Below are 26988 nucleotides of genomic sequence, written 5' to 3' on the forward strand. Positions count from 1 at the left end.
TCAGTTCCCCCTGCCCTTCGCCACCGGCCGGCCGAGCCGGATCCGGTAGAGGATGAGCGTGTCGCAGGCGAGCACGTAGAAAAGCAGCATGCCCTGAAAGACGCGAGTGGTCTTGTCGGAGATACCGAGCCCGACCTGTGCCGCCTCCCCGCCGAGATAGGACAGCGCCAGAAGGAAGCCGGAAACGAAGATTCCGATCGGGTTGAGCCGGCCGAGAAACGCCACGATGATCGCGGTGAAGCCGTAACCCGGCGAGACGATCGGCGTCAGCTGGTTCACGGACCCGGAGACTTCGCTGATGCCGGCAAGGCCGGCAAGGCCGCCGGCAAGCAGGAAGGCGAACCAGACCATCCGGTTCTGCGAGAAACCGGCGAAGCGGCCCGCGCGCGGTGCCTGCCCCAGCACCCTGATCTCGAAGCCCTTCAGCGACTTGAGCAGGACCACCGCCATGATCAGCACCGCGATGACCGCGAAGATGGCCCCGACATGCATGCGTCCGTCGGAAAGTGCCGGCAGGGTCGCGGCCTCGGAGAAGACGCGGCTTTCGGGAAAGTTGAACCCTTCCGGATCGCGCCAGGGGCCGCGCACCAGCCAGTCGAGCAGCAGCTGCGCGATATAGACCAGCATCAGGCTGGTGAGGATCTCGTTGGTGCCGAAGCGGACCTTGAGAAAGGCCGGGATCGCCGCCCAGGCCATGCCCCCGGCGATGCCCATGAGAAGCATCAGGGGAAGCGTCAGCACGCTCGCGAAGCCGGGGAACATGATCGGCAGGACACAGCCGACAATGGCGCCGAAGGTGAATTGCCCCTCCGCGCCGATGTTCCAGTTGTTCGACAGGTAGCAGACGGCAAGCCCGACGCCGATGAGGATCAGCGGGGTCGCCTTGACGACCAGCTCCTGCAGGGACCAGGACGCCGTCAGCGGTTCGATGAAGAACGTATAGAGGGCAATGACCGGGTTCTGCCCCAGGGCTGCGAACAGGATGCCCCCGGTGACAAGCGTCAGCGCGAGCGCGATCACCGGCGACAGCAGCGCCATCAGGCCGGATCGTTCGGCGCGTTTTTCCAGCTCAAGCCGCATGTGTCGCGCCCCCGGTGCCTTCCCCGACGCCGCCCATCAGCAGGCCGATGCGCTCGCGCGTCATGCCGTGCGCGGGCTCGGGCCGGGAAAGCCGCCCGCGCGAAATAACGGCGACCCTGTCGGCCAGCTCGAAGATCTCGTCGAGATCCTGGCTGATGACCAGAACGGCCGCACCCTGACGGCTGAGGTCTATCAGTTCCTGCCGGATGAGCGCGGCCGCGCCTGCATCGACACCCCAGGTCGGCTGGTTGACGACGAGCACGCCGGGTCGGCGGTCAAGCTCGCGGCCGATCACGAATTTCTGCAGGTTGCCGCCCGAAAGCGAGCGCGCTTCCGGATCGTCATGCGACATGCGCACATCGTAGTTGGTCTTGATGCGCTGCTCCATCTGGCCGGCGCGCAGACCGTCGACGAAGCCCCCGCGCGTCAGTTCGTCGCCCGTTGCATGGCGCGTCAGCACGATGTTTTCCGAGAGCTTCAGTCCGGGCACCGCGCCATGGCCGAGCCGCTCCTCTGGGACGAAGGCCGCCCCCGACCGCCGCCGGGCCGTAATGCCCGTGCGTCCGACCGGCTTGCCGTCAATCTGCACACTGTCCGCCCTCTCGGCCCGCCGTTCCCCCGACACCAGGTCGAAGAGTTCCCCCTGCCCGTTTCCCGCTATGCCGGCGATCGCCACGACCTCGCCCCCGTGCACGGTCAGGTCGATGCCCTCAAGCGGCACAGAGAACGGGCCTTCCGCTCCGGCCGACAGTCCGCAGAGCTGCAACCGCGCGGGCCCCTCGCGGGACGGCACGCCGCGCTTCAGGTCATGCACCGCGGTGCCGACCATGAGCCTGGCAAGCGAACCGGCGGTCTCCTCAGCCGGGTCGCATTCGGCCACCACCTTGCCGTGACGCATGACGGTGGCGTGGTGGCAGATGCGCTGCACTTCCTCGAGCCGGTGGGAGATGTAGAGGATCGCGCAGCCCTCCGAGGTGAGGCGCTGCAATGTCAGGAACAGCTGATCCGCCTCCTGCGGCGTCAGCACGGATGTCGGTTCGTCCATGATGATCAGCCGCGGTTCCTGAAGCAGGCAGCGGACGATCTCGATGCGCTGGCGGATGCCGACGGGAAGATCCGCGACCACAGCACCTGGATCGAGCGTCAGGCCATAGTCGCGCGACACCTCGCGAATGCGCGCAGAAAGATCACGCATCGGCATTGTGCGGGTCATCGCCAGAGCGATGTTTTCCGCGACCGTCAACGCCTCGAACAGCGAGAAATGCTGGAACACCATGCCGATGCCGAGACGGCGCGCCTCCGCCGGTGTCTCGATCGACACCTCCCTGCCCTGCCAGTGCAAGCTGCCGGCATTCGGTTCGAGCGCGCCATAGAGGATCTTGACCAGGGTCGACTTGCCAGCGCCGTTCTCGCCGAGCAGCGCATGGATTTCACCCGCCCGCATCGTCAGGGACACGTCGTCATTGGCGAGGATGTCGCCGAACTGCTTGGAAATCCCCTTGGCCTCCAGCAGGATTTCTCCCTGCCTGTCGCGGCCTGGCGCCGGCGGATCGCTCGGTATTCTGTCTGTCATCGCTCCCCCCGAGCCCTTATCATACGACCCTCAATCCCCCGGCAAGCCTGCCATCTTCTTTGTTGTGGAAAGTCGTGGCCGCCTCTCGCCGGATCATCAGTTCGCTGGCCACGGCAAGGGCGATGGCCGGCGGCTCCTTCGACGTGATCCCGGAAACGCCGATCGGGCAGCGAAAGCGCGCCAACGCCTCCTCGCCGTGACCGGCCGCGCGCAGCCTGGAGCGCATGCGTGCCGCCTTGGTGCGGCTGCCGATCATGCCGACCCCGCGAATGCCCGCCCGGTGCAGGGCTGTGTCGGCGATGGCAAGGTCGAGCGCGTGGTCATGGGTCATGATCAGCACCTCCGCCCCGTCCGCCGGCAGGGCACTGTCCTGCCCGCTCGCACCGGTCAAAAGCGAGGGCGGATCGGTGTGATGGATGGACACGACGTTGCGCGGCGCATGGCCTGGAAACGCATCCGAACGGCTGTCGACCCAGCTGATCCTGAACGGCAGCGGCGCCAGAGCGAGAACCAGGGCGCGTCCGACATGCCCGGCTCCGAACAGCAGCAGCGATGTCGCCGGCATCTCGAAGCGCTCGATCAACAGCGATCCCGAAAGGTCCAGCGCCGGCCCGTCGGCCGCATCCGCCGAAAGGATTTCGCGCGGTCCGACCGTCCCGTCCGCGGCGATCCGGGCGCGGGTCGCGATCCTGCCCGACAGGGCCGTCGCCGCGAGCCGGCCCACTTCGTCCCGGCGTACGGTACTGAAGCTCTCCACCGCGAGTGTCACCCGTCCGCCGCAGCACTGGCCGAGGTCGGGGCCGAGCGAGAAACCGTGCAGCGCGAGGCGATCGTCTGCCGCCACGGCGCATTTCCGTGCAAGGGCAATGGCCTCGAACTCCAGCGTTCCCCCGCCAATCGTGCCGTGGAACGACCCGTCGGGCGCGACCACCATGCGCGCGCCCGTCTCGCGCGGACCGGAGCCCTCGAGCGCAAGAACGCTGACCATGGCGCAAGTGCCGTGGCGCTCCAGCAGTGCGGCGACAGCGCTCCAGGGATCTCTCATGCGCGGGCCCGGCTCCGCTTCATATGAGAAACGGCCTTGAGGATTTCTTCCGGCGTCGCCGGGGCATCGAGGTCCGGGACCACGCCGGGATTGAGACTTGCCACCGCGTCGTGGACGGCGCTGAACACGGAGATCGCCAGCATGACAGGCGGCTCGCCCACCGCCTTCGAGCGGTAGACGGTCGGCGACGGATTGCCGGCCGAGCCGAACAGGCTCACGCGGAAGTCCTCCGGCACATCGGAGGCGGTGGGGATCTTGTAGGTCGATGGCGCATGGGTGCGCAGCCGGCCGGCATCGTCCCAGACGAGTTCTTCAGTGGTCAGCCAGCCCATGCCCTGGACGAAACCACCCTCGATCTGGCCGATGTCGATGGCAGGATTGAGGGAATGGCCGACATCGTGAAGGATGTCGACCCGGTCGACGCGCATCTCCCCCGTCATCGTGTCGATGGTGACCTCTGAACAGGCCGCGCCATAGGCGAAATAGAAGAACGGCTGGCCGGAGGCGCTCGGCCGGTCCCAGGTGATGCCCGGCGTCGCATAAAAGCCCGTGGCGGAGAGCTGGATCCGCGCCATGTGGGCCTCGCGCGCCAGCTGGCCGAGGGTGATGGTCTCCTCGCCGATACGCACGCCATTGTCCCGGAAGGAGATCGTGTCGGGCTCGACCTGAAAGCGCTCGGCCGCGAAGGCAACCAGCCGCGCCCTGATCTTTTCCGCGGCGATCCTGGCGGCCATGCCGTTGAGATCGGTGCCCGACGAGGCCGCGGTCGGACCCGTGTTCGGCACCTTGCCCGTATGGGTGGCGGTGATCTTTACCCGGTCAAGCGAAACGCCGAATTCCTCGGCAACGATCTGGGCAACCTTCTGGAACAGCCCCTGCCCCATCTCGGTGCCGCCATGGTTCAGGTGAATGGAGCCGTCGGTGTAAAGATGCACCAGCGCGCCGGCCTGGTTGAGATGCTTCAGCGTGAAGGAGATGCCGAACTTCACCGGGGTCAGGGCCAGGCCCTTCTTCAGGATCGGGCTGGTCGAATTGAAGGCGGCGATGGCCTCGCGCCGGGCCCGATAGCCGGAGCTTTCCTCCAGTTCGTCGACAACGGCATGCAGCGTGGCATGCTCCTCCACCTTCATGCCGAAGGGAGTGACGTCGCGCCCGTCGCGGTAGAAATTGCGCTTGCGGACGTCGAGCGGATCGATGCCGAGACGGATCGCAAGCGTGTCCATCATCAGCTCGGCCGCAAGCATCCCCTGCGGTCCGCCAAATCCGCGAAAGGCCGTGTTCGAGCAGGTGTTGGTTTTCAGCCTGCGGGAATGGATCAGCGCGTCCGGGTAGAAATAGCTGGAATCGGCGTGGAACATCGCCCGGTCGACGACACCCAGCGACAGGTCGGCCGAGTATCCGCAGCGCGCGAAGAAGCGCATGTCTATGGCACGCACCAGGCCGTTCTCGTCATGCCCGAGGACCCAGTCCGCCCGGAAATCGTGCCGCTTTCCGGTCATGATCATGTCGTCGTCGCGATCAAGGCGCATCTTGCAGGGATGCCCGGTCACCCGCGCTGCGACGGCGGCGATCCCGGCCCAGTGGTTGGCCTGGGACTCCTTGCCGCCAAAGCCGCCGCCCATGCGTCGGACCTCGACGGTGACCGCGGCATCCGGCTCACCCAGAACGCGGGCGATCACATGCTGCGTCTCGCTTGGATGCTGGGACGAGGTGTGCACGAACATGTCGCCGTCCTCGCCCGGCACCGCCAGCGAGACCTGCCCTTCCAGGTAGAAATGCTCCTGGCCACCGATCCGCATCGACCCTTCGAGTCGCTGGCGCGCGGTCGCAAGCCCGGTCTCAGGCGATCCCTTGCGGAACTGGTAGTCCGGCAGGACGGTTGTCTCGGCGTCGACCGCGTCTTCGACGGTCAGGACCGGGGCAAGCGCGTCGATCTCGAACCGTGCCTTGCGCTCCGCGTGGCGGGCGGCCTCGCGCGTGGTGGCAACGACCGCGAAGACCGGCTGGCCCCAGAACTCGATTTCGCCCTCGGCGAACATCGGCTCGTCGCCGAGCGCCGGCGAAACGTCGTTCTTTCCCGGCACGTCCGCGCCGGTGAGAACCGCGACGACGCCCGGCGCGGCACGCACCGCGTCGAGATCGAGCGAGACGATCCTGCCCCTTGTTGCATCACGCGCCCATCCCGGCACCACATGCAGCGTGCCGGCCGGCTCGCGGATGTCGTCGACATAGACGGCCTCGCCGGTGACATGACGTGCGGCGCTGTCATGCGGCGATGGCTGACGCACCTGCCGAAGCCCGCTCTCCGCCGCATCGGTTTGGTTTTCAAGCCGCATTGCTTGTCTCTCCGCCGCGCAAACCGGTCACCCGTGTCCTCTCGTCCGGCGTTCCGCCGATTTCAACCAGTGACTTGGCGAGCAAGGCGCGTGCCACCTCCCGGCGATACGCGTCGCTGGCGCGCATGTCGCTGATCGGGTCGAAGTCGTCGCCAAGCGCCTTCAGTGCTGCCGCCCAGCTCGAAGGCTGGTCCGGTCGCGCCCCGATCAGTGCCAGTTCCGCCTTTGCCGCCCGCCGGGGCGTCGCCGCCATGCCTCCGAATGCAAGGCGCGCCTCGGTGATCGTCCCGTCGGCCAGCGTCAGGCGCAACGCGCAAAGCACGGCCGTGATGTCCTGATCGAAACGCTTGGAAATCTTGAAGCAGCGAAACGCATGATTGGGATCGAGGCGCGGCACGTAAAGGCCGGTGACGATCTCCCCTGGTCCCCGGTCCTGCTTGCCGTAATCGATGAAGAAATCCTCAAGCGCGACCGTGCGCGAGGCGGAGCCCTTGCGCAGCTCCAGCGTCGCCCCCAGCGCGATCAGCGCCGGCGGGCTGTCGCCGATGGGCGAACCGTTGGCGATATTGCCGCAGACCGTGCCGGAGGCCCGCACCTGGCGGGAGCCGATCCGCCGCCAAAGCTCGCCGAGATCCGGATCGATCCGCGCCATGAAGGCATGCGTGTCCGAGAACGTCGCCCCGGCCCCCAGCAGCACGCCGCCGGGCGTTTCCTCGACCTTCTCGAAATCGCGCACCCGGCCGAGCCAGATCACCTGTGGAAGGTCGCGAAGCTGCTTCGTCACCCAGAGACCGACATCGGTGGCACCGGCGACGATGGTCGCGTCGGGATGCGCGCCGTAGAGCTCGGCGAGATTGTCGAGAGAGGCTGGCGCGGCAAAGAACCGCTCCTCATCGCCAAGCCGCAGGTCGTGCGGATCGCTCGCCATCTCCACGAGGGCGGCCGTCGTCTCCTCCGCGCGGCGCGAAAAGGCATCGTCCGCCGCCTGGAAACAGGCCTCCATCGCCGCATCGACGATCGGACGATAGCCTGTGCACCGGCACAGGTTGCCGGCGAGCCAGTCCGTCACCGTCTTGCGCGTCGGCGGCGCGTCGGGCGCGTGATAAAGAGTGAAAAGGCTCATGATGAAGCCCGGCGTGCAGAAGCCGCATTGCGACCCGTGGCAATCGACCATCGCCTGCTGCACCGGATGCAGGCGCCCGTCCTGAGCGAGGTCCTCGACCGTGACCAGCTCCGCGCCATCAAGCATGCCGAGAAACTGGATGCAGGAATTGACCGGCTGATAGACGAGCCGGCCCTCGACGAGCCGGCCGATGGCGACCGTGCAGGCGCCGCAGTCGCCCTCCCCGCAGCCTTCTTTGGTACCGACGAGGCCACGCCGTAGGCGCAGGTAATCGAGAACAGTCTCGGTCGGCCGCACGTCGGCGAGTTCGACCACCTTGCCCCTGTGCAGGAAGCGGAGTTCCTGGCGCATGGCCTAGCTCCCCCTGTAGGTGGAATAGCTGAAGGGCGAAAGCAGCAGGGGCACGTGATAATGCGCGGTGGCGTCGGCGATTCCGAACCGTAGCGGGATGACATCAAGGAACGGCGGATCGGAGAGCGCCGCGCCGGACGAGGCCAGATAGGCACCTGCCTCGAACCTGAGCTCGTAAATGCCCGTCACGAAGGCATCGCCATCGAGCAGCGGGGCATCGACGCGTCCATCGGAATTGGTGACCGCCCGGACGATGCAGCTGAACTCTTCCTCGCCCGCTCCGCCGGCCTTCCACAACGACAGGGCAAGCCCCGCTGCAGGCTTGCCGAGTGCGGTGTCGAGAACATGCGTGGTCAGTCGTCCCATCGTCCCATTCCGTAGTTGTCCGGTTTTGCGCACCAGGGTCCGGCCAAGTCTGAACCATGACCGCCCTTTGGGCACGCCTTGAAAGAGTGCAACAGCATTGTGACAGCGACCAGAACAGATTCGCGCGCCCTATGATGCCGTTTCGGCATCGATATGCGAAAGTCGTTCGCGCAATGCGGTCACCGAATGGTCGAAGAACGCACGCGCTGCATGGCTCAACCCGCGATGCGACGACGTCAGCACCGTGAACCGGTCGCGTTGCAACGGCGGATCGCGCAAGGGCAGGAAGACAAGCGACCCGTCGGCAAGTTCCCGCTCCAGTCCCAGAATGGTCTGGAAGATGACGGCGTCATCGGCAATGGCGAGCGCTTTCATCAGCTTCAGCGAGTTCGCCTCGACGAAGGCGCTGCGGCCGAGCGGCCGGTCGGCAAGCACCATGTCGATGCGCTTGCGCAGGGACAGGCCGGACGACGGCAGGCAGAACGGGTAGGCCAGGCAGTCGGCCAGGTTCGGCCGGTGCGTTGCCGTCAGGGGATGCCCGGGCCGGACGACCGCGCCGATCGCCAGATCGCGGTGGAAAGCGATGTCGAGGCGCGGGTCCTCCGGCGGCTCGAAGGTGAAGCCGACATCGGTCTCGCCGGCAATCACCGCCAGCGCCACCTGCTCTGAACCGGTGAGCCGCACCGCGATGTGAATGCCCGGGAACTTGCGCCGGAACGCGGCGATGACGCCGGGCAACAGGCTTTCCGCCACGCTTTCGACGCTTGTGACATGCACGCCGCCGCGCTGCATGCCGGTCAGGGCGTCGAGATCGCCGGCGGTGGCATCGAAATCCGACAGGGTGCGAAGCACGTGGGCACGGAGGATCTCGCCGGCCGGCGTCAGGCGAACGCCGCGCGCCACCCGGTCGAAAAGCGCATGCCCGAGTGTCTCCTCAAGCCAGAGGATCTGACGGTTGACCGCGCTCGAGGCAACGTTGAGCTCTCGCGCCGCGGCGCGAATGGAGCCGGCCGCCGCCACCGCCGCGAAATAGCGAAGCGCCGGACCGTAGAGATGGCGCGCGCGATCCATGGCCTGTTGTCTGCTTTCCGGGCGGCGGCTGTCCGGACTTTCCGACAGGCGCCGCCCCTGTTGATCGGATCAGGGAACGAGAACCGTCGTGCCGGTGGTCTTGCGGCCCTGCAGGTCCTGATGGGCACGCACCGCGTCGGAAAGCGCGTATTCCTGGTTCACCTGGATCTTCACATCGCCCGAGCGAACGACGTCGAACAGGTCTCCGGCGGTCTGCTCGAGATCCGCGCGCGAGGCGATATAGGAGAACAGCGTCGGGCGGGTGGCGAACAGCGATCCCTTCGGACCGAGCAGGCCGAGATTGAAATCGGCGATCGGGCCGGACGACTGGCCGAACGAGACCCACAGGCCGAGCGGCCGCAGGCAATCGAGCGAGCCGGGATAGGTGTCCTTGCCGACGGAATCATAGACGACATCGCAAAGCTTGCCGCCGGTGATTTCGCGCACCCGCTCGACAAAATTCTCGGTGCGATAGTTGATCACGTGGGTATAGCCGTTAGCCCGTGCGAGTTCCGCCTTCTCTTCGGACCCGACCGTGCCGATGACAGTGGCGCCGAGCTTTGCCGCCCACTGCCCGGCGATCAGGCCGACACCGCCGGCAGCCGCATGGAAGAGCAGCGTCGTGTCGGAGGTGACGTTGAAGGTGCGGCGCAGCAGGTAACGCGCCGTCATGCCCTTCAGCATCATGCCGGCGGCAGTCTTGTCGTCGACCCCTTCCGGGATCCTGACCAGCCGGTCGGCCGGCACCAGCCGCTCCTCGGCATAGGAGCCGAGCGGTCCCACATAGGCGACCCGGTCGCCGGGCGCGACATGGGTGACGCCCTCACCGACGGCGACGACCACGCCGGCTCCCTCGTTGCCGGGAATGAACGGCGTGCCTGCCGGCGCGGGATAGAGGCCCGAGCGGAAGTAGGTATCGATGAAGTTGAGGCCGATCGCCGTGTGGCGGACACGTGCCTCTCCCGCGGCCGGCGCGCCGACCTCGACGTCCTCCCAGCGCATGACTTCGGGTCCGCCGGTCTCGTGAACCCTGATTGCGTGAACCATTTCGCGTGCTCCCATCGGGACTTGTTGTCGAACTGGACGGGATCATGGGGTTGCCGGCCGATGCCGGCAACCCTTTTCGCGTTACCGGTGTTTCGCCTTCCGGCGCGAGGCGGCCAGGATGTTGACGATCTCCACGCCGGCCGAGAATGCCATCGCGAAGTAGATGTAGCCGCGCGGGATGTGGAAGCCGAGCCCGTCGGCAACCAGCGCGACGCCGATCAGCAACAGGAAGGCCAGCGCCAGCATCTTGGTCGTCGGGTGTTTCTGCACGAAGGCAGAGATCGGCCCGGAGGCCAGGTACATCGCGATCATCGAGATGATCACGGCCGCGACCATCACCTCGATATGCTCCGCCATGCCGATCGCCGTGACGATGGAATCGACCGAAAACACCATGTCGATGACGATGATCTGCGCGATTACCGCGCCGAATCCGGCCACCGCCGCCGACCCGCTCTCGCCATGACCGCCCTCGATGCCCTGGTGGATCTCGTGGGTGCCCTTGACGATCAGGAACAGCCCGCCGCCGAGCAGGATCAGGTCGCGCCAGGAGATCGCTTCGCCGAGGACAGTGAAGACGGGCGCGGTCAGGCCGATCAGCACCGTCAGGATGGACAGGAGCGCGATGCGGAAGATCAGCGCCAGCGCCAGACCGATCTGGCGTGCGCGCTTGGCCTGCTTCGGATCGAGCCGGCTGACCAGGACGGAGATGAAGATGATGTTGTCGATGCCGAGCACGATCTCCATGACCGTCAGGGTCAGGAGGCTGGCCCACACAGCCGGATCATTCAGCAGTTCGATCATGCCGGTCCCTCGTCTTGCAAGGGGCGGCATCGGGGGGAAGGAGCGCCGCCCTCACCTCCTCATGGCAAATGCCCGGCCGGAAGCCAAGAGCGAATTCACGCTCCGCGCAGCGCGTCCAGTCCCTGCTGCACGGCGGACACGCAAAGCAGGTAGACGCTTGAGACGGCCAGCATCCATTTGACCACACCTTCCGCCGACATCCCGTTGGCGATGGCAAAGCCCGCCGCGATGAACCAGACAAGCGTCATCGCCAGGGTCAGGATGCGCCATTTGACGACGCGGACCGGATGGACGAACCGGATCGGGGCGAACGTCAGCGCGCATAGCGCGACGACGAAAATCACCGTGAACACCTCGGACGAGGACAGCACCATCAGGCCGAAGACGACCATGTTCCAGCCGGCCGGGAACCCCTTGAAGGAGCCGTCAGGCTGTTTCATGCCGTTGTCGGCGAAGTATAGCGCGCCGGTGAACACGACAAGCCCGCCACAGATCCAGTTCCAGGGCGTCGACAGCATGCCGCTTGCGGCAAGCGCGAAGGCCGGCAGGAACACGTAGGTGGCGTAATCGATGACGAAATCGAGAGACGCGCCCGACCATTGCGGCATGCGCCTGGCAATATCGAAACGACGCGCAAGGGGGCCGTCGATACCGTCGCTGACCAGCGCGATACCGAGCCAGACGAAGAGCATGCTCCAGTCGCCGCGCGATCCTGCAAGCAGCGCGAGCAGCGCAATGGGCGCGCCGAGCGCGGTCAGGACATGAATGAGAAACAGCGGGTGAGCGCTTTTGAGCCGTTCCGCGACGCCTGCGTCGAGATCCGCCGTCTTGCCCTTTGCCACAGGCCTTGCCTCGCGAAATGGTCCGCGCCGTCGATCCGGCGAGACGAGAGAAACATCCCCCAAACTCTTCCTATGCCTTCATGTGCGCCAGACTGCAACACAACTGACACGGAATTGTCGCAAATGATCTCGTGCCGACGGCACGCTCAAAACCCCAGTATTGCCTTCCCGGCATCGGAGGCCGCCAGCAGAAGCGTTCCCCATAGGAGAAGAAGCACTCCGACGGCGCGGGGCACCCACATGGCATGAACGGTCTTCTCGACCGCCATGAGCAGGCCGAGAACGGCGATCCACACGACGTTCATGATGCCAACCGCGAACATCACCGTCATCAGCGCCCAGCAGCATCCCAGGCACAGCAGCCCCTGGATGACGCCAAGGCGGAACACGCTGAAATAATCCGTCGGTATCCGTTCGAGGAAAAAGGGAAGCGGCCGGCGGCAGCGCATGAGACAGGCAAGCTTGGCCGGCGTGAACTGGTAGATCCCGGCCGCGATCAACGTGGTTCCGGCGAGGACAAGGGTCGCCGGCGCCATCATCGGCGACACCAGCCGCAGGGCGGTCAGTCCCCCTTGAGCCGCGGTCGCGACGACCGCATAGGCAATCCAGACGGAAAGGTATCCGAGCGCCAGGGTCAGGACCGGCAGGCCGCGTGCCTCGCGCCCCGCGATCAGGCGCGGCTGCTCGGAATAGGTCGCGATCATCGGTGCCGCGCTCGGCAGCATCATCGCCAGCGCCATCATCACCCACATGATGAAAACAAGACCGGCATCGGCGGTCGACCAAGCGCCATCGACAGGCATGCCGAAGGTCGTCGCTCCTTCAGGCAGGCAGATGGCAGCAAGGGCCGCGCGCGCCTCCGCCGGGAGGTCGGCAAAAATGTTGAACCGGTTGAACAGCCCCATGCCGGGACCGAGTTCCGACATGTCCATGACCGGAACCATGGCCGCGACCATCGCCGCGAGATAGGCCCAGCCGGCCAGGGCCGCCACGCCGACAGCCAGGAAGACGGCTCCCCTCGGCCGGCGGGCAAGCGCATGCAGGCCGGGCATACGCCCTGCTCCGCCCCGCTCCGCTTTCTCCTGTCCGGCCATGCACGCCGCTCCGTTTCCGTGTTTCGGCCCTGCGCTAGGCCTCAGCTCAAGACCGCTACAGGTAGCAAAAGACGGGATAGCCGTTCATCCGCTTCCTTGCGGATGCGACCAATCGCGCATGTCCAGTGCTTGCAAATCCGCCCCGGACAGTCATCTTCCACACAAAGAGAGTATGCAGACCCGCCGAGGGAGCCGGCAATGACAAAGCGCAAATCCGCCAGTTCGAGGAAACCGGAGACGACAGGCACCTCCGACAGGGTGGATGTCGCGATCGTCGGCGCGGGCCCTTCGGGCATGACGATGGCGATCGCGCTTGCCCGTCACGGTTTTTCCGCGGCGCTTGTCGCCCCGGCGCTGCCTGCACAGGATGACAGGACGACGGCGCTTCTCGATTCGTCCGTGGAAATGCTGCGCGCACTCGACCTGTGGGCCGCGATCGAGCCGCACACGGCGCCGCTGCGACACATGCGCCTGATCGACGCCACCGGCCGGCTGCTGCGCGCGCCCGAGGTGGTCTTCGACGCCTCGGAACTGAAGCTCGACGCCTTCGGCCACAATATCCGGAACAGCGAACTGAACGGTGCCCTGGCGGCGGCCTGCGAGCAAGAAGCCTCGCTGCTGCGCATCGAAGACCGGCTGTCGCGCGTCGAGACCGGAACCGACGGTGCAACGCTCCTGCTGGAGAGCGGCCGGCGGGTCGAGGCCCGTCTCGTCATCGGCGCGGACGGTCGCATGTCGGCCGTGCGCGCGGCCGCCGGCATTGCGGCGAAGTCCTGGCGCTACCCCCAATCCGCCCTGGTACTGAACCTCGAACACGACGTCTCGCACCACAATCATTCGAACGAATTCCACACGCCGACGGGGCCCTTCACCTTGGTGCCGCTGAAGGGACGCCGGTCGTCGCTTGTGTGCGTGGAACAGCCGGACGAGGCCGAACGCCTCTTCTCCATGGATGACGAGACGCTGTCGCTGGAGCTGGAGCGCCGGGCGGCCTCGGTCCTCGGACGCATGCGGGTCGTCGGCAAGCGGCAGGTCTATCCGCTTGGCGGCATGACGGCGGAAACGGTCGCGGTACGCCGTTGCGCGCTCGTCGGCGAGGCCGCCCATGCATTCCCGCCTATCGGTGCCCAGGGGCTCAATCTGGGACTGCGCGATGTTGCAGCTCTTGCCGAATTGCTTGTCGCGGCCAAGAGCAAGGGCGAGGATATCGGGTCGGACGCCGTCCTTGCCCGCTACGAGCGCGCCCGGCGCCCGGACATCGCGTCGCGGACCACCGCCGTCGACCTCCTCAACAGGTCGCTGATGAGCGACCTGTTGCCGGTGCAGGCTTTGCGCAGCGTGGGACTCTATGCGGCGAGCCGCGTGCCGCCCCTGCGCCGCCTGCTGATGCGCGAGGGAATCGCCCCGATGATGGCGCGCCCGCGCCTGATGCGCGGACTTTCACTCGGTTGATCAGCGCGTCAAAGCGGCGCCTTGGCGACCCGGGGACCGCGAAATGCCGGAGCAATCGGCATCACCGTCGCGGGCAGGCGATGCGCGCCGGTCTCGACGATATGGTCGAACAGCCCGCGCTCCATGAAATGCGGATCGCGCAGGGCCTCCTCCAGCGTCGCGAGCGGTGTGGCGCAGCAGTCCGCAGCGGCAAGCACCGTCGACCAATGGGCCGTGTCATGCGCGGCGAAACGCGCGGCGAGAGCCTCGCCGGTTGCCGCCGGGGCCCGCGTGTCGTCGCGAAACTCGGGCGCCAGGTCCACGGCCTCGCACAGCGCCGCCCAGAACTTCTCCTCCAGCGCGCCGACCGCGATCAGTCCGCCGTCGGAGGCGGGATAGATCCGGTAGCGTGGCGAGCCGCCGGTGAGGAGGTCCGCGCCGTTGCCCGGAAGAACGCCGGTCGCGGCAAGCTTCGCATGGGCGAACAGGGCGAAGGTGAACATCGCGTCGCACATGGCGATGTCGATGACAGCCCCCTTCCCCGTCCGTTCGCGCGCAAACAGCGCCAAAAGGATGTTGATAACCGCCGGAAAGCTGCCGCCGCCGATATCGGCAAGCTGCGCGGGAGGCAGGACCGGTGCCTCGGCCGTGCCGCAGGAAAGCGCCAGCAATCCGGTCAGCGCCATGTAGTTGAGGTCATGCCCGGCTTCGCCGGAACGCGGCCCGCTCTGTCCGAAGCCGGTGATCGAGCAATGCACAAGGCGCGGATTGCGCGCCGTCAGCACATCGGCACCGAGCCCGACACGTTGCATCACGCCGGGCCGGAACTGCTCGATGACCACATCGGCCCCATCCACGAGCGCCAGCACCTTGTCGCGGTCGGCGGGGTTCTTCAGATCGGCCTCGACACAGGTCTTGCCACGGTTGAGCATCGCGTACAGCGCGCTTGCCGGGCCGATGCGCGGCGGGAAGAAGCGCATGTCCTCCCCGCCCGGCCGCTCGATCTTGATCACGGTCGCACCCGCCTCGGCGAGCATCAGGCTTGCCAGGGGACCGGGCAGCAGCGTGCTGAAGTCGATAATGGTGATACCGGAAAGCGGTTGTTCGCTCATGCAGCCCTTCCTCCGCCACCGCTGCTCAGCGCAGCGGCAGGAGCCCCTCGGTGATCAGGTAGATGAAGACCGAGACCGTAATGGTCGAAGCAACGGTACCGAGCAGGATCGCGCTGGAGGCCCGCTGGATATAGACCTGATACTGCTGCGCGATCACGAAGACATTCGCCGCTGGCGGCAGGCAGGCCATCAGAACCGCGGTCGCCACCCAGGCCGGATCGAACCCGCCGACCCAATTGAGCAGAACCAGCACGATCAACGGATGGGCGACAAGCTTCACGGCCAGGATCACGGGCAGTTCCAACGGCGTGCGCCCCAGCGGCTGCAAGGCCACGGTGACCCCCATGGCGAACAGCGCGCAGGGCGCGGCCGCGTTGCTCAGGAAGGTCAGCAGCGTTTCGAGCGGCTGCGGCGGCTGGAACCCGACGGCCGCGGCAAGGACACCGGCGATGGTGGCCAGAATGAACGGATGGGTGAAAATCCGCTTCAGGACAGTAACGGCCGTGCTCAGCGGAGACTCGTTGTCGGAGCCGCCGATCGCCATCATCAGCGGCGCCAGCGTGAACAGCAGGATATTGTCGAAACAGAACACCAGCGCGGTCGGCACGGCCGCCGCCGGGCCGAGTACCGCCAGTGTCAGGCCCGGCCCCATATAACCGATATTGGAATAGGATCCGGCAAGCGCCTGGATGGTCGCCTCGGGAATGTTGCCGCGCGAGGCCAGTACGCCAACGCAGAAGGCGATGGCGAAGGCACAATAGGTTGCGAAGGTCGTCGCCGCGACGTAGCCGATATTGGTCAGCTCCTCGATCGGTGTCTTGGCCAGCAGCCGGAAGAACAACGCAGGCAAGGCGATATAGATGATGAAAAACTGCATCCAGGCCAGCCCCGATGCAGGGATCTTCTTCAGCTTTCCGGCCGCGACCCCGAGAAAGATCAGGCCGAAGAACGGAAGCGCCAGTGAAATCACATTTTCCATCGGGGTCTCCGGCGGACGTGAGGAGCGTCCGCATGCAGCCGGCATGTTGCCAAGCCCGGGCCGCTTGGTTAATCACCGCAGGCCTAGCGGGTTCGCAAAGACCGGTCAACGGCAGCGAAGGGAACTTTGGAATGACGGCGCGCAGCGGCAGCTTTCAATGAGACGGCAACCTCGATCCCGGTCTCGCACATGACCACGAACTCCGAACTGCGCGGACTTCGGTACCGTGCCGAATGGGCCGCACTGGCGTTCACCCTCTGGTTGCTGCGCCTGCTGCCGCCCGACACAGCGTCGTGGCTGATGGGAAAGGCCTGGCGCCTCGTCGCACCGTTCAACAGCCGCCACCGGCGCGCGCTCGCCAATCTCTCCCGCGCGATACCCGAGCTTTCTCCAGGCGAGAAGCAACGGATCGCAGGTGATATGTGGGAAAACCTTGGACGCATCGCCGCCGAGACCCTGCAACTGGACCGGATTTCCGCCGATGCAACGCGGTTCGATTACGATATCGACGCCGTGCGCGAAGCGGTCGGCGACGGCGGTGCTGTCGTCGTGTCGCTACATGCCGGCAACTGGGAAGTGACAGCGCTGGGCGGTCTCGCTGCCGGTTGGCAACCCGCAGGCGTCTACCAGTCGCTCAAGAACCCGCTGACTGACCGGATCCTCTACGACCTGCGCGCGAGGCTCTACCCGGCAGGACTGCTCCCCAAGAACCATGAAACGGCGCGCAGGCTGCTCACGCTCGCGCGTTCCGGCGGCCGGACCGCGATGCTGGCGGATCTCCGGGATCGTCGCGGCGGCGTGATACCGTTTTTCGGCCATGACGCCTATGCAACGCTCTATCCTGCGACCATAGCGCGTGCGGCGGGCGTTCCACTCGTTGCGAGTCGCGTGATCCGCCTGTCCGGCAACCGCTTCCGGATCGAGGCCCGTATCGTCGAAATGCCGGACACGGGCGATCGCAAGGCGGACGCACTGGAGGCCACCCGGCGCTATCACGTGCTGTTCGAGCAATGGATCCGAGAATACCCGTCCCAGTGGATGTGGATCATGCGCAAGTGGGTTTGACCGGCGCACGAGCCGGCAACACGGCCTCGCCCCAGACATATGTCCGGCTTGAACGCACCGCCGCGAACGTATTTATATGCACTGCAGCATAAACGTTCGGGAGGAACAGGACGTGAAGACACCACGCGCATTCTACCAGCCACTGGCCATCGGAGCTCCCGCCCCCTGGCGCGAACTGCCGGTCCGGCTGGAACGCATGATTCATTTCGTGCCGCCGCATGTGGAGAAGATGCGCGCCAAGGTGCCCGATCTGATTTCCGGCGTCGATGTCGTGCTCGGCAATCTTGAGGATGCAATTCCGGCCGACCAGAAAATTGCGGCACGGCGCGGCTTCATCCAGATGGCCCGCGACAACGACTTCGGCACCACCGGCCTTTGGACACGTATCAACTGTCTCAACAGTCCCTGGGTGCTCGATGATCTCAACGAGATCGTCAGCGCGGTCGGCGACAAGCTCGATGTCGTGATGCTGCCCAAGGTCGAGGGTCCCTGGGACATCCATTTCATCGACCAGTTTCTGGCACAGCTCGAGGCGCGCGCCGGCGTCACCCGGCCGATCATGGTGCATGCCATCCTGGAAACGGCGGAAGGCGTGAAGAATGTCGAGGCGATCGCCACCGCCAGCCCGCGCATGCACGGGATGAGCCTTGGTCCCGCCGACCTCGCCGCCTCGCGCGGCATGAAGACCACCCGCGTTGGCGGCGGTCACCCGGACTATACCGTGCTCGCGGACGGAGACGGCACGGACGCACCACGCGGGGCATTCCAGCAGGACCTGTGGCACTACACCGTGGCGAAGATGGTCGATGCCTGCATGTCGGCGGGCATCAAGGCCTTCTATGGCCCCTTTGGCGACTTTTCCGATCCGCAAGCCTGCGAGGCACAGTTCCGCAACGCGTTCCTGATGGGCTGTGTGGGCGCATGGTCCCTGCATCCGAACCAGATCGATATTGCCAAGCGCGTCTTCAGCCCGGAGCCGGGCGAGGTCGCCTTCGCCCTGCGCATCCTGGAGGCGATGCCGGACGGAACCGGCGCCGTGATGATCGACGGCAAGATGCAGGATGACGCGACCTGGAAACAGGCGAAAGTGATTGTCGATCTTGCCCGCATCGTTGCGGCAAAGGATCCGGCTCTCGCCTCCGTTTACGGATTGTAGCTCCGTGTGGAGGACTGGTCACGGCGGCCGTCGCGGCTTGTAAACTGAACGTTGAGGGCGTATGCGCTAGTCTTGAATCAAGGGGAATTGTTCCCCAGACCTGCTCAACTTGGCTGAACTGACGAAATGCGCACCGCGAAATTCATGATCGGACAGGTCGTTCGCCACCGGGTGTATCCCTTCCGGGGGATCATCTTCGATGTCGATCCGACCTTTTCGAACACCGAGGAATGGTGGGAAGCGATCCCGGACGATGTGCGCCCGGACCGCGACCAGCCATTCTACCATCTGCTCGCCGAGAATTCCGAGACGGAGTACGTCGCCTACGTGTCGGAGCAGAACCTTGTTCCCGACGACACCGGAGAGCCGGTCCGTCATCCGCAGGTCGACGAGATCTTCGAGCAGCAGGACGACGGCTCCTACCTGCCCCGTGACGTGGACCTGCACTGAAGGGAACTCGCGCGGTCAGTTCCTGAAAACCGTCAGTCCCTGAAAACCAGAACGCCGCGGCCCCTGGGGCCGCGGCGTTCTGCGTTTCGATGTCGTAGAAGTGCCCCGGTCAGTTCGAGCCGGAGACTTCCTTCTGCTTCTCGATCAGCTTCTGGCGGGCTTCCTCGGCGCGCTTCTGCAGCTCGGACTGGAGCTGCTGCTGCTTCTGCTGCAGGGCCGCCGCGTCGATCGGATCGCCCTCATAAACCTTGGTGAAGCCGGACAGGGTCAGCTGGAACGGCACCTGCTTGGCCTGCTGGTTCAGTGTGGTGAGAACGAGGTTCCCGCCCTTCTTCAGCGACGCGATGAACTCCTCGTCGATCACCAGTTCGGAATAGCAGGCATTGGGGAAGCAGATGCCGTACTTGGCTTCGCTCTGCTTGCCGCTGTCGACCTGGACGCGCAGGCCCGGCTGGATCAGCATGCCGGGAGGCACGGCGAGAAGCAGCGTCTTGCGCGCCTCGCCGGCGATCTCGCGCACGGCGACGGAGGCAAGGAACTGGCCGGTGTCGGTGCGCAGCTCCTGCGTGACGACGCAGATTTCCTTGTTGGACTGCGGGTCCGTGTTGCAGATTTTCACCCAGGGCGTGTCTGCCGGCGGTTCAACCGTCTGCGCGCCGGCGCCGCCAATGGTGGCGATCGCCGCAGCCACGGCAACGGTCATGCCCGTCAGGTGGTTCTTGAATCTCTCAGCCATGCAATGCGTCCCTAAGTCCATGGTTTCGTCGCAGCGGGCAGATATAAGCGCACCGCCGCCGCGAACCGGAGAAAAATGTGTCGCCCACTCGTCCAATCCTCTGCGCAACGAATGCGGCAAGACCTTGGCTCTTGCGGTCACGGGCGCATCTTTACAGCCAAGTTGCGCGAATATCCAGATTATCGGCGTGGCACAGGGCTCCAGCAGTGGTTTGCGCCCCACGAGAAAACGGATGTTGCGCGAAAGCCGCACCCCGCCCGGCAGGCCCGGCCCACCGGCTCGAGGAGGCTGCGTTGAGACGTCGTTAACCATAACAAAGTGATTGCAGGTTAGAGATGAACGCATGAAGCACACGTTTAAAATCCTGATTCTCTCGGCCATGCTTGCGTTGACAGCGGCATTTCCGCTTGCGGCACAGGCGGCGGACGAGGCGCCGTGGCGCCATGGCATCGCCATGCATGGTGAGCCCGCCCTCGCCCCGGATTTCGCCCACCTCCCCTATGCCGACCCCGAGGCCCCGCGCGGCGGCACGGTTACGCATGGCGTTCAGGGATCCTTCGACAGCCTCAATCAGTTCATCGTCCAGGGCGGCACGACGACCGCGCGCGGCATCCGCGACACCGATTTCGGTGCGCTGGTCATCGAAAGCCTGCTTGAGCGCAACATGAACGAACCTTTCGCGCTCTACGGGCTGCTCGCCGAATCGGTGCGACTTCCGGAGGAGCGTGACTGGATCGAGTTCCGGCTGAACGACAAGGCCCGCTTTTCCGACGGCACGCCGGTGACGGTCGAGGACGTGATCTTCTCCTTCGAGATCCTGCGCGAAAAGGGGCGCCCGCATTTCCGGACCCGCTACGCGCGCATCACCGCCATGGAAAAGACGGGCGAACGCAGCGTCCGCTTCACCTTCGAGGACGGGTCCGATCGCGAATTGCCGCTGCTTGTGGGGATGTCGCCGATCTTCGCCAAGCACACGATCGATCCCGAAACATTCGACAAGAGCACGCTGACGCCGCCGGTCGGCTCCGGTCCCTATGTGATCGACGCGGTAGATCCGGGCAATCGCATCACCTATCGCCGCAATCCGGACTACTGGGCGGACGACCTGCCGATCCGTCGCGGCCTCTACAATTTCGACGAGGTGCGGATCGAGTATTTCCGCGACGAGAACGCGCTGCTCGAAGCGTTTAAGAAGGGCCTCGTAAAGGTGCTGCCTGTCGCCGACCCGGCACGCTGGACGACATCGATCGACTTCCCCGCGGTCGCCAGGGGCGAGGTGTTGAAGGAGAGCTTCCGCCTCGGCACGCCAGCCGGCATGTTCGGTTTCGTCTTCAACACCCGCCGGCCGGTCTTCTCCGATCCGCAGGTGCGCCGCGCACTTGCCATGCTGTTCGATTTCGAATGGGTCAACCGCACGCTCTATCACGGGCTATACGCGCGCACCGGCGGCTATTTCGACAACTCGCCGCTGTCCTCGCTCGGCCGCCCCGCGGGCGCACTCGAACGCGATCTGCTCGCCCCCTTTGCCGGGGAGATCGAGCCGGCCGTCCTCGACGGAACGTGGCGCCCGACGGAAGCCGACGGCTCGGGTCGCGACCGGGCCGTGCTGCGCGCGGCCGTCGGCGCGCTGGCCAAGGCCGGCTACCGGATCGACAGCGGCGTCATGAAGGGACCGGACGGTGTGCCGCTGGCCTTCGAGATGCTGGTCGCCGCCCAGGACCAGGAGCGCCTGGCGCTGGCCTATCAGCGGGCGCTCAAGCTCGTGGGCATCGCCACGACGATCCGCTCCGTCGACAGTGCCCAGTACCAGCGCCGCCGCCAGACCTTCGACTACGACATGGTGCTGAACACCTGGCTCGTGTCGCTGTCGCCTGGCAACGAGCAGCGCTATCGCTGGGGCAGCCAGGCCGCCGGCCAGGAGGGCTCGTTCAACTATGCCGGCGTTGCCAGCCCGGCCGTCGACGCGATGATCGACGCGATGCTGTCCGCCCGCGACGAGGATGGCTTCACCGCTGCCGTGCGCGCCTTCGACCGTGCCCTGATTTCCGGCGCCTATGTGGTGCCGCTCTTCCATCTCCCCGAAAAATGGGTCGCCCGCTGGCAGGAAATCGCCCGCCCCCAGGCGCAGTCCGTTTTCGGCCCCCGCTTCGAGACCTGGTGGTCCGCCAGGGACAATTGAGTGTTGTGGATGTAACGCGATGATCCTGACGCCGCTGAAGACTATCGAGATGCACCGCCAGACCGGCCTTTGGGGCCAGGTCACGCTGGATGCCCTGTTCCGCAAGACGGCCGCCGCCCACCCCGGCCGTCTGGCGCTTGCCGATGCGGAGGAGGCTTGCGGCGGACTGCGCGGCACGCCGCGCCGGCTGACCTATGCCGAGGCCGATCGCGAGATCGCGCGGCTCGCCGCCTTCTTCGCCGCCGTCGGCCTCAAGCAGGACAATGTCGTCGGCCTGCAGAGCGCCAACACGGTCGATGCGGTGATCTCCCTGCTGGCGGCGCTGCGCGCCGGCCTTGTCGTCGCCCCCTTGCCGCTGCACTGGCGCCAGAAGAACGTCATCGAGGCGCTGACGCGCGCCGGCGCCAAGGCGCTGATCGCCGGCGAGAGCTTCGGCGGACGCTCCATCGGCATGGAAGCCCGCGACACGGCCGCCGAACTTTTCGCCCTGCGCTTCGTCTTCGGCCTCGGGGACGGGGTCGAGGACGGGTTGATGGAGCTCGAGAAGATCCTCGCCGACCTGCCCGACGACATGGAGCCGGCACCGATCCGCCGCGACCCGAATGCCGCCGATCACGTGGCGACGCTGACCTGGACCCGCTCGACCAGCGGCGAGCCGCTGCCCATCGCCCGCAGCCACAACCAGTGGATCGCCGCCGGCCTGATGCCTTACCTGGAGCTGTCGCTGCCGCAAGCACCGGTCTTCGTCCAGCCCTACGCGCTGACGGGGATGGCCGGTCTGGGCGCCGGCTTCGTGCCCTGGCTGCTTTCGGGCGGCACGCTGCATCTGCATCATCCGGCTTCGCTGCGCCGGCTCGCCGCCCATGCCGATGCCGTCGATGCCGACATGGTGCTGTGCCCGGGCTCGCTCGCCCCGGCGCTGGAACGGCGCATCGACAATGCCGAGTGCCGCATCGTGCCCGTGTGGCATGCGCATTCGGCCGCGGCCGCGCCCCACCAGACCAACCGCGACATGGTCGACGTGCATGTCGCCGACGAATTCGCCATGGTGGCAAGACGGCGCGAGGGAAGCGCCCTGCCCCGCCCCTTCGCCGCCGGACGCATCGGTTCCCCTTCCACCGCACCGAAGGGGCCGGCGCTGCTGGAAATCGCCATCGACACCGAAGCCGTGCCCAACACGTTGAAAGTGCGCGGCGCGATGGTGCCCGACGCCGCCTGGCCGGCCTGCAAGGTGCGCGTGCCGACCGACAAGACCGGCTTCGTCGACACGCTGTTGCCGCTTCGGCAAAACGAGAGCGGCATCACCGCCTTCGGCGTTCCCGGCCAGAGCGCGCCCGGCGTTGGCTCCCTGCCCTCGCTCGACGCGCTCTACGCAGCCTATCCCGGCATCCTGGAAGCGGCCGCCTTCGTCGCCGAGGACGACCTCCTCGGCGCCCGACTTTACACCGCGCTGGTTCCGCAAAAGGGCCTGCTCTTCGATGTCGAGGGCTTCTACGCCTACCTGGAGGCGGAACATGCCGGCCTTGCCGAAATCCCGCACCGGGTGATGCCCGTCGCCCGCCTGCCGCGCAGCGAGACCGGCAAGGTCGACCGCGCAGCACTCGCCGCGCGCGCCGGCGTGAGCCGGGCGCAAGTGGCGTGAGCGATCCGGCAACAGCTGCGGAATTCGGCCCGCGCGTTCTTGTCGGCCATGCCGGGCACGCACGGGCCGAGGCACGGGCGCAGGCCCTCGTCGAGGCAATGCCGGGTGCCTTTGCCTGCCCCGCCGACAGCGATGAACCCGATACACCGCTGCCCGATGCACTCGTGTGGATCGGCGAGGCGGCGGGCGGGTTGTCGCCTGCCATCTCGATCCTGCAAGAGAGGGCGCTTGCGCGAAAAACCGCCCTGCCCCTTGTCATCTCCGGCGACCGGCTGCCGGCCGGAGCGTGCGCGCGCGCCGTCGACGCCATCGTTCCGCAAGCCTGCCCTCCCGCGATCCTGCAGGAGCGCCTCGCGGAGGCGGTGCGCCAGTCCCTGCGCATGGAGGAGGCCCGGTTGCGCCGTGCCGCCTTCGGCCGCGATCCCTTCGCTCCGGATGCAATGCCGCTCCTGCCGGGAGAGGATGCGGCGCGGCGCAGCCGCATTCCCGTTCTCGTCGCCGGCAATGGCAGCCGCGTCGCCGCCGCGCTGGCCGGCGGCCTGTCCGCCATCGAGCTTGTCGGCTGCCTGACGCCGGACGCCGCCCTTGCCCGGCTTGGCGAGCGCCCATTCCGCATGCTGGTGGCGGACCTGCCGGAGGCGCGCGCCCTCGATCTTGTTGCCGCCCTGCGCCGCGATCCGCGTCACATCGCCCTGCCCGTCATGGTGCTTGCCGGGGGGGCGAGCGCGACCGCCGCCCTGCTGGAAGCCGGCGCCAGCGACGTCGTCGCCCCGACCGCGCCCGACGAGGATCTTGCCACCCGCTGCCGCATGCTGCTGCGCACCGGCGCGCGGCGGCATCTGGCCGGCGCCTGCCTGTCGCGCTACCGGGGAAGCGGACCGCGCGCCCGCGCCGGCCTGCCGCGCGACGCGTTCGAGCGCTATCTCGCAGGCCTGCGGCGCGCGCTCGCCCTGCGCGGCGGTGAACCGCACCTGCTGCGGCTTGACGAGATCGACGCCGCGAGACCGCCGTTCGCCGCCGACAATGACGATCCGTTCGCGGCCGCGATTGGAAATCCTGTGCGTTCCGCCGCGCTCGCCGCATCGCGCGACGAGGATTTTGTTGCTAGGGTGGCCGAAATCGGCGACGTCGCGCTTGTCCGCAACCGGCAGGCGCTCGAACGCATCGAGCGCCGCATTGCGGCCATCGTCGCCAGCACAAGTTTCGCCTGACGCCTCCCCGGACACGGCTTCGAGGGGCAGATAGGCCAGCCGCAAAGGACGCCCTCATGGATGCCGAAACCAGCGATGCCGAAACCGGCCCGCAGCCGATGCAGATCGACGTCATTTCCGACGTGATGTGCCCGTGGTGCTATATCGGCAAGCGCAGGCTGGAAAAGGCGCTGGCGAGCGTCCCCGACATTCCCGTCGTGCTGCGCTGGCTGCCCTATCAGCTCGACGAAACGCTGCCGCGCGAGGGCAAGGACCGCCAGGCCTACCTCACCGAAAAATTCGGCGGCGCGGCGCAGGCCGAGGCCGTCTACGCGCCGATTGTCGCCGCCGGGGCGCAGGAGGGCATTCCCTTCGCTTTCGAGCGCATCAAGAAGTCGCCCAACACGCTCGACTGCCACCGGCTGATCCTGTGGTCGCGCGCCGACGGGGTGCAGAGCGAGATGGCCGAGCGGCTGTTCCAGCTCTATTTCGTTGAAGGCGCCGACCTGACCGACCCGCAGGTGCTGGTGGGCGCCGCCGCCGATGTCGGCATGATGTCGGACCTTGTCGCCGAATTGCTGCCGACGGATTCCGACTTCGAGAAGATCCGCAAGGACCTCGACAAGGCCCACGCCATCGGCGTCACGGGCGTTCCCTGCTTCATCATCGACGAGCGCTTCATGGTGATGGGCGCGGAAAAGCCGGAAACGCTGGCAGCGGCGATCAAGCACGCGCATGAGACGAAGACGGGGTGATTGCATGACGCCTCGCCGTCCTCGCGCCCCGCGCAAGGCTTAGGGGCGCGGGTTCGGTCTGCCGGCTTTCGTGTTATTGTTTCGATTGCGAGGCGATAACCTGAGGGTCATCACGATGGTGTTCGCGTCAAGTCACCGTTTTCCGCCGGCGCTGCGGCTTTCCTGCCTTGCGCTGGGTTTGTCGCTGGCAGCCGGGCAACCCGTTTCGGCCGAGCCGCAGCGCATCGCCTTCTCCCACAAGAACTTTTCCGACCTCCGGGGCATACTGAACGTGTTCGACACATTTCGGACCGCCTGCCTCGGCCAGCCCGTGACACAGGGCCTTGACGAACGGCTTCTTCCCGAAGGCTACCGGATCGTCTCCTCAAGCCTGCATGCCCTCGGCCTTGAAACCGCCGCCGAGCCCAGGACGACAGTCCTGTCCATGACCGGGGACGAGGAGAAGGATTTCGCCGGCGGGCATCCCTATGTCGAACTCGGACTTCCCAACGATGCCGCGCCGAACGGCGCGTGCCGGGTCGCCTGGAAGCGGGCATGGGACTATGCCGACGGCGTCGGCAAGATCATGACCGGCATGGCCGTCCTCTTCGATCCCTGGCTGTCCTTCCGGCTCAAGGCCGTGCGCGTGTCCCCGCCCGAGGACGGGTTCGCGGTGGCGGAGCGCTACGATCTCGTCGGCGAATGGGCCGCGCCCTGCTTCGGCGGCACCTGGTGCCGCCTCCAGACACTCCTGATCCTGCACCGCGAGGATGGTATCCATCTGACGATCAAACGCGGCGAACCGCCCTCAGCCCCGGGCGGGAAGAATTAGGAGAACATTCCCGCATACGCGATTGAGCACAGTCCGCTAAGCTCGCCTCCATCTCATCTTCACCAATACTAGAATGAACATCATCGCCAACATGGTCAGCCTTGACAGCAGGGTGGCCAAGTAAATGGCATGACCAGCTTCGGTGACTGCACCCTTTTTGATCATCAGTTGACCATAGGCAAATAATGAGAAGCTGCCGTTCGAGCTATCTTGAACGAGCCAGTAGTAGTTGCCGACGCTCCAGAGTGCACCTGCCAGTAGCACGCTCAGGACGCTCGCACGCTTTGGCGCCAGCAGTCGCAAGGGCAGCCATACGATGCCGGCCAACAGGGCAAGACCCAGAACATCCAAAGCCGCGCCTAGCAGTCCACGCGTGTTAGCGTCGGTCAGGAGGCAGAACCAGAGCTCGGTCGCGGCCCACAGGCCGAGGCCGAGGAGCGCGAAAAGCAAGACGCCACGAAGAAGGCGGAAAACAGGTTTCATCCGACGTTGCCGATTCCGGCCTCCAAGTGTGTCGAATCTTGTCGCAGCGGTAGCAGTTGACGCCCATTTGCTGAACGATTGCCCTCCTCCCAACAAAAAAACCGGAGCGTGGGGTGCGCACCGGGTTCTTCTATTTTGGGGCGGGTCTCCGCGCCTTTGAAAGACGGTTCGGAAACTCGCTCCGACGAGCCGAATGGCGTGGCCTTCGAGAACCGGGGCGCAGCGTACATTCGCGTACGTGAGCACCGGAAGCGCAGAAAGCCGCGC

General features: G+C 66.2%; 24 protein-coding genes. 9 read left to right on the forward strand and 15 right to left on the reverse strand.

Annotation, left to right across the window (positions count from 1 at the left end; translation table 11 throughout):
* From ACQY46_RS14990 to ACQY46_RS15040, 11 genes are all read right to left on the reverse strand, one after another.
* Complete coding sequence (locus ACQY46_RS14990; RefSeq protein WP_428696836.1) at positions 1–1080, reverse strand: ABC transporter permease; 1080 nt, start codon at positions 1078–1080, stop codon at positions 1–3.
* Entirely contained in the window at positions 1070–2653 is a 1584-nt protein-coding gene (locus ACQY46_RS14995; RefSeq protein ID WP_428696837.1) for an ABC transporter ATP-binding protein, read from the reverse strand. Before ACQY46_RS14995 ends, ACQY46_RS14990 begins: the two co-directional genes overlap by 11 nt.
* Before the next feature lie 19 nt (positions 2654–2672).
* On the reverse strand, positions 2673–3698 hold the full coding sequence (xdhC, locus tag ACQY46_RS15000) for a xanthine dehydrogenase accessory protein XdhC (RefSeq protein WP_428696838.1): 1026 nt from the start codon (positions 3696–3698) through the stop codon (positions 2673–2675).
* Positions 3695–6034, reverse strand: coding sequence for a xanthine dehydrogenase molybdopterin binding subunit (gene xdhB, locus ACQY46_RS15005; RefSeq protein ID WP_428696839.1), 2340 nt, complete (start codon positions 6032–6034; stop codon positions 3695–3697). Before xdhB ends, xdhC begins: the two co-directional genes overlap by 4 nt.
* Positions 6024–7508 (reverse strand): xanthine dehydrogenase small subunit, encoded by a 1485-nt coding sequence (xdhA, locus tag ACQY46_RS15010; RefSeq protein WP_428696840.1) that lies wholly within the window; start codon positions 7506–7508, stop codon positions 6024–6026. Before xdhA ends, xdhB begins: the two co-directional genes overlap by 11 nt.
* Positions 7509–7511: 3 nt before the next feature.
* Positions 7512–7874, reverse strand: coding sequence for a hydroxyisourate hydrolase (gene uraH, locus ACQY46_RS15015; RefSeq protein WP_428696841.1), 363 nt, complete (start codon positions 7872–7874; stop codon positions 7512–7514).
* A 129-nt stretch (positions 7875–8003) separates the two neighbouring features.
* A complete protein-coding gene (locus ACQY46_RS15020) occupies positions 8004–8945 on the reverse strand; it encodes a LysR family transcriptional regulator (protein ID WP_428696842.1) in 942 nt (313 codons plus the stop codon).
* Between the two features lie 69 nt (positions 8946–9014).
* Positions 9015–9992 (reverse strand): quinone oxidoreductase family protein, encoded by a 978-nt coding sequence (locus tag ACQY46_RS15025; RefSeq protein ID WP_428696843.1) that lies wholly within the window; start codon positions 9990–9992, stop codon positions 9015–9017.
* Between the two features lie 81 nt (positions 9993–10073).
* On the reverse strand, positions 10074–10796 hold the full coding sequence (locus ACQY46_RS15030; RefSeq protein WP_428696844.1) for a TerC family protein: 723 nt from the start codon (positions 10794–10796) through the stop codon (positions 10074–10076).
* A 95-nt stretch (positions 10797–10891) separates the two neighbouring features.
* Positions 10892–11638 (reverse strand): CDP-alcohol phosphatidyltransferase family protein, encoded by a 747-nt coding sequence (locus ACQY46_RS15035; protein WP_428696845.1) that lies wholly within the window; start codon positions 11636–11638, stop codon positions 10892–10894.
* Between the two features lie 146 nt (positions 11639–11784).
* A complete protein-coding gene (locus ACQY46_RS15040; protein ID WP_428696846.1) occupies positions 11785–12690 on the reverse strand; it encodes a DUF2182 domain-containing protein in 906 nt (301 codons plus the stop codon).
* Between the two features lie 240 nt (positions 12691–12930).
* On the opposite strand from ACQY46_RS15040, the gene ACQY46_RS15045 reads away from it, so the two are divergent.
* The gene (locus ACQY46_RS15045) at positions 12931–14184 is read left to right on the forward strand and encodes a UbiH/UbiF family hydroxylase (RefSeq protein WP_428696847.1); all 1254 of its coding nucleotides are present in this window, start codon (positions 12931–12933) and stop codon (positions 14182–14184) included.
* An 8-nt stretch (positions 14185–14192) separates the two neighbouring features.
* Here the strand turns inward: ACQY46_RS15045 and ACQY46_RS15050 are convergent, their stop codons facing one another.
* Positions 14193–15275, reverse strand: a complete 1083-nt coding sequence (locus ACQY46_RS15050; protein ID WP_428696848.1) for a CaiB/BaiF CoA transferase family protein — start codon at positions 15273–15275, stop codon at positions 14193–14195.
* A gap of 25 nt (positions 15276–15300) precedes the next feature.
* The gene (locus ACQY46_RS15055; RefSeq protein ID WP_428696849.1) at positions 15301–16254 is read right to left on the reverse strand and encodes an AEC family transporter; all 954 of its coding nucleotides are present in this window, start codon (positions 16252–16254) and stop codon (positions 15301–15303) included.
* Between the two features lie 189 nt (positions 16255–16443).
* Between ACQY46_RS15055 and ACQY46_RS15060 the strand changes: the two genes are divergently transcribed.
* From ACQY46_RS15060 to hspQ, 3 genes are all read left to right on the forward strand, one after another.
* A complete protein-coding gene (locus ACQY46_RS15060; RefSeq protein ID WP_428696850.1) occupies positions 16444–17319 on the forward strand; it encodes a lysophospholipid acyltransferase family protein in 876 nt (291 codons plus the stop codon).
* Between the two features lie 112 nt (positions 17320–17431).
* A complete protein-coding gene (locus ACQY46_RS15065) occupies positions 17432–18475 on the forward strand; it encodes an HpcH/HpaI aldolase/citrate lyase family protein (RefSeq protein ID WP_428696852.1) in 1044 nt (347 codons plus the stop codon).
* Between the two features lie 126 nt (positions 18476–18601).
* Entirely contained in the window at positions 18602–18925 is a 324-nt protein-coding gene (gene hspQ, locus ACQY46_RS15070) for a heat shock protein HspQ (RefSeq protein WP_306027437.1), read from the forward strand.
* Between the two features lie 109 nt (positions 18926–19034).
* Here the strand turns inward: hspQ and ACQY46_RS15075 are convergent, their stop codons facing one another.
* Entirely contained in the window at positions 19035–19661 is a 627-nt protein-coding gene (locus tag ACQY46_RS15075) for an invasion associated locus B family protein (RefSeq protein ID WP_428696853.1), read from the reverse strand.
* Positions 19662–20004: 343 nt separating this feature from the next.
* Between ACQY46_RS15075 and ACQY46_RS15080 the strand changes: the two genes are divergently transcribed.
* From ACQY46_RS15080 to ACQY46_RS15100, 5 genes are all read left to right on the forward strand, one after another.
* Positions 20005–21840: an extracellular solute-binding protein gene (locus tag ACQY46_RS15080; protein WP_428696854.1), complete on the forward strand. Its 1836-nt coding sequence runs from the start codon at positions 20005–20007 to the stop codon at positions 21838–21840.
* Positions 21841–21859: 19 nt separating this feature from the next.
* Entirely contained in the window at positions 21860–23482 is a 1623-nt protein-coding gene (locus tag ACQY46_RS15085) for an AMP-binding protein (protein ID WP_428696855.1), read from the forward strand.
* Positions 23479–24693 carry a hypothetical protein gene (locus ACQY46_RS15090; protein WP_428696856.1) on the forward strand — a complete coding sequence of 405 codons (1215 nt, stop codon included), beginning with the start codon at positions 23479–23481 and terminating at the stop codon, positions 24691–24693. The genes ACQY46_RS15085 and ACQY46_RS15090 overlap by 4 nt, the downstream gene beginning before the upstream one ends.
* Before the next feature lie 56 nt (positions 24694–24749).
* On the forward strand, positions 24750–25427 hold the full coding sequence (locus tag ACQY46_RS15095; protein ID WP_428696857.1) for a DsbA family oxidoreductase: 678 nt from the start codon (positions 24750–24752) through the stop codon (positions 25425–25427).
* 115 nt (positions 25428–25542) lie between these two features.
* Positions 25543–26238: a hypothetical protein gene (locus tag ACQY46_RS15100; RefSeq protein WP_428696858.1), complete on the forward strand. Its 696-nt coding sequence runs from the start codon at positions 25543–25545 to the stop codon at positions 26236–26238.
* Positions 26239–26274: 36 nt separating this feature from the next.
* On the opposite strand, the gene ACQY46_RS15105 is transcribed toward ACQY46_RS15100, so the two are convergent.
* Positions 26275–26721 carry a hypothetical protein gene (locus tag ACQY46_RS15105; RefSeq protein ID WP_428696859.1) on the reverse strand — a complete coding sequence of 149 codons (447 nt, stop codon included), beginning with the start codon at positions 26719–26721 and terminating at the stop codon, positions 26275–26277.
* Positions 26722–26988 lie beyond the last annotated feature (267 nt).

It is taken from the genome of Stappia sp. (assembly GCF_965276915.1).
GTDB lineage: Bacteria > Pseudomonadota > Alphaproteobacteria > Rhizobiales > Stappiaceae > Stappia.

Excerpts from the sequence above, each read along its gene's own strand:
- ACQY46_RS15100 (WP_428696858.1), top strand. The coding sequence starts at position 25,543 with ATGGTGTTCGCGTCAAGTCACCGTTTTCCGCCGGCGCTGCGGCTTTCC.
- ACQY46_RS15105 (WP_428696859.1), bottom strand. The coding sequence starts at position 26,721 with ATGAAACCTGTTTTCCGCCTTCTTCGTGGCGTCTTGCTTTTCGCGCTC.
- ACQY46_RS15040 (WP_428696846.1), bottom strand. The coding sequence starts at position 12,690 with ATGCCCGGCCTGCATGCGCTTGCCCGCCGGCCGAGGGGAGCCGTCTTC.
- ACQY46_RS15085 (WP_428696855.1), top strand. The coding sequence starts at position 21,860 with ATGATCCTGACGCCGCTGAAGACTATCGAGATGCACCGCCAGACCGGC.
- xdhC (WP_428696838.1), bottom strand. The coding sequence starts at position 3,698 with ATGAGAGATCCCTGGAGCGCTGTCGCCGCACTGCTGGAGCGCCACGGC.
- uraH (WP_428696841.1), bottom strand. The coding sequence starts at position 7,874 with ATGGGACGACTGACCACGCATGTTCTCGACACCGCACTCGGCAAGCCT.
- ACQY46_RS15095 (WP_428696857.1), top strand. The coding sequence starts at position 24,750 with ATGGATGCCGAAACCAGCGATGCCGAAACCGGCCCGCAGCCGATGCAG.
- xdhA (WP_428696840.1), bottom strand. The coding sequence starts at position 7,508 with ATGCGCCAGGAACTCCGCTTCCTGCACAGGGGCAAGGTGGTCGAACTC.
- xdhB (WP_428696839.1), bottom strand. The coding sequence starts at position 6,034 with ATGCGGCTTGAAAACCAAACCGATGCGGCGGAGAGCGGGCTTCGGCAG.
- ACQY46_RS15080 (WP_428696854.1), top strand. The coding sequence starts at position 20,005 with ATGAAGCACACGTTTAAAATCCTGATTCTCTCGGCCATGCTTGCGTTG.
- ACQY46_RS15025 (WP_428696843.1), bottom strand. The coding sequence starts at position 9,992 with ATGGTTCACGCAATCAGGGTTCACGAGACCGGCGGACCCGAAGTCATG.
- ACQY46_RS15075 (WP_428696853.1), bottom strand. The coding sequence starts at position 19,661 with ATGGCTGAGAGATTCAAGAACCACCTGACGGGCATGACCGTTGCCGTG.
- ACQY46_RS15060 (WP_428696850.1), top strand. The coding sequence starts at position 16,444 with ATGACCACGAACTCCGAACTGCGCGGACTTCGGTACCGTGCCGAATGG.
- ACQY46_RS15055 (WP_428696849.1), bottom strand. The coding sequence starts at position 16,254 with ATGGAAAATGTGATTTCACTGGCGCTTCCGTTCTTCGGCCTGATCTTT.
- ACQY46_RS15050 (WP_428696848.1), bottom strand. The coding sequence starts at position 15,275 with ATGAGCGAACAACCGCTTTCCGGTATCACCATTATCGACTTCAGCACG.
- ACQY46_RS14990 (WP_428696836.1), bottom strand. The coding sequence starts at position 1,080 with ATGCGGCTTGAGCTGGAAAAACGCGCCGAACGATCCGGCCTGATGGCG.
- ACQY46_RS14995 (WP_428696837.1), bottom strand. The coding sequence starts at position 2,653 with ATGACAGACAGAATACCGAGCGATCCGCCGGCGCCAGGCCGCGACAGG.
- ACQY46_RS15030 (WP_428696844.1), bottom strand. The coding sequence starts at position 10,796 with ATGATCGAACTGCTGAATGATCCGGCTGTGTGGGCCAGCCTCCTGACC.
- ACQY46_RS15045 (WP_428696847.1), top strand. The coding sequence starts at position 12,931 with ATGACAAAGCGCAAATCCGCCAGTTCGAGGAAACCGGAGACGACAGGC.
- hspQ (WP_306027437.1), top strand. The coding sequence starts at position 18,602 with ATGCGCACCGCGAAATTCATGATCGGACAGGTCGTTCGCCACCGGGTG.
- ACQY46_RS15020 (WP_428696842.1), bottom strand. The coding sequence starts at position 8,945 with ATGGATCGCGCGCGCCATCTCTACGGTCCGGCGCTTCGCTATTTCGCG.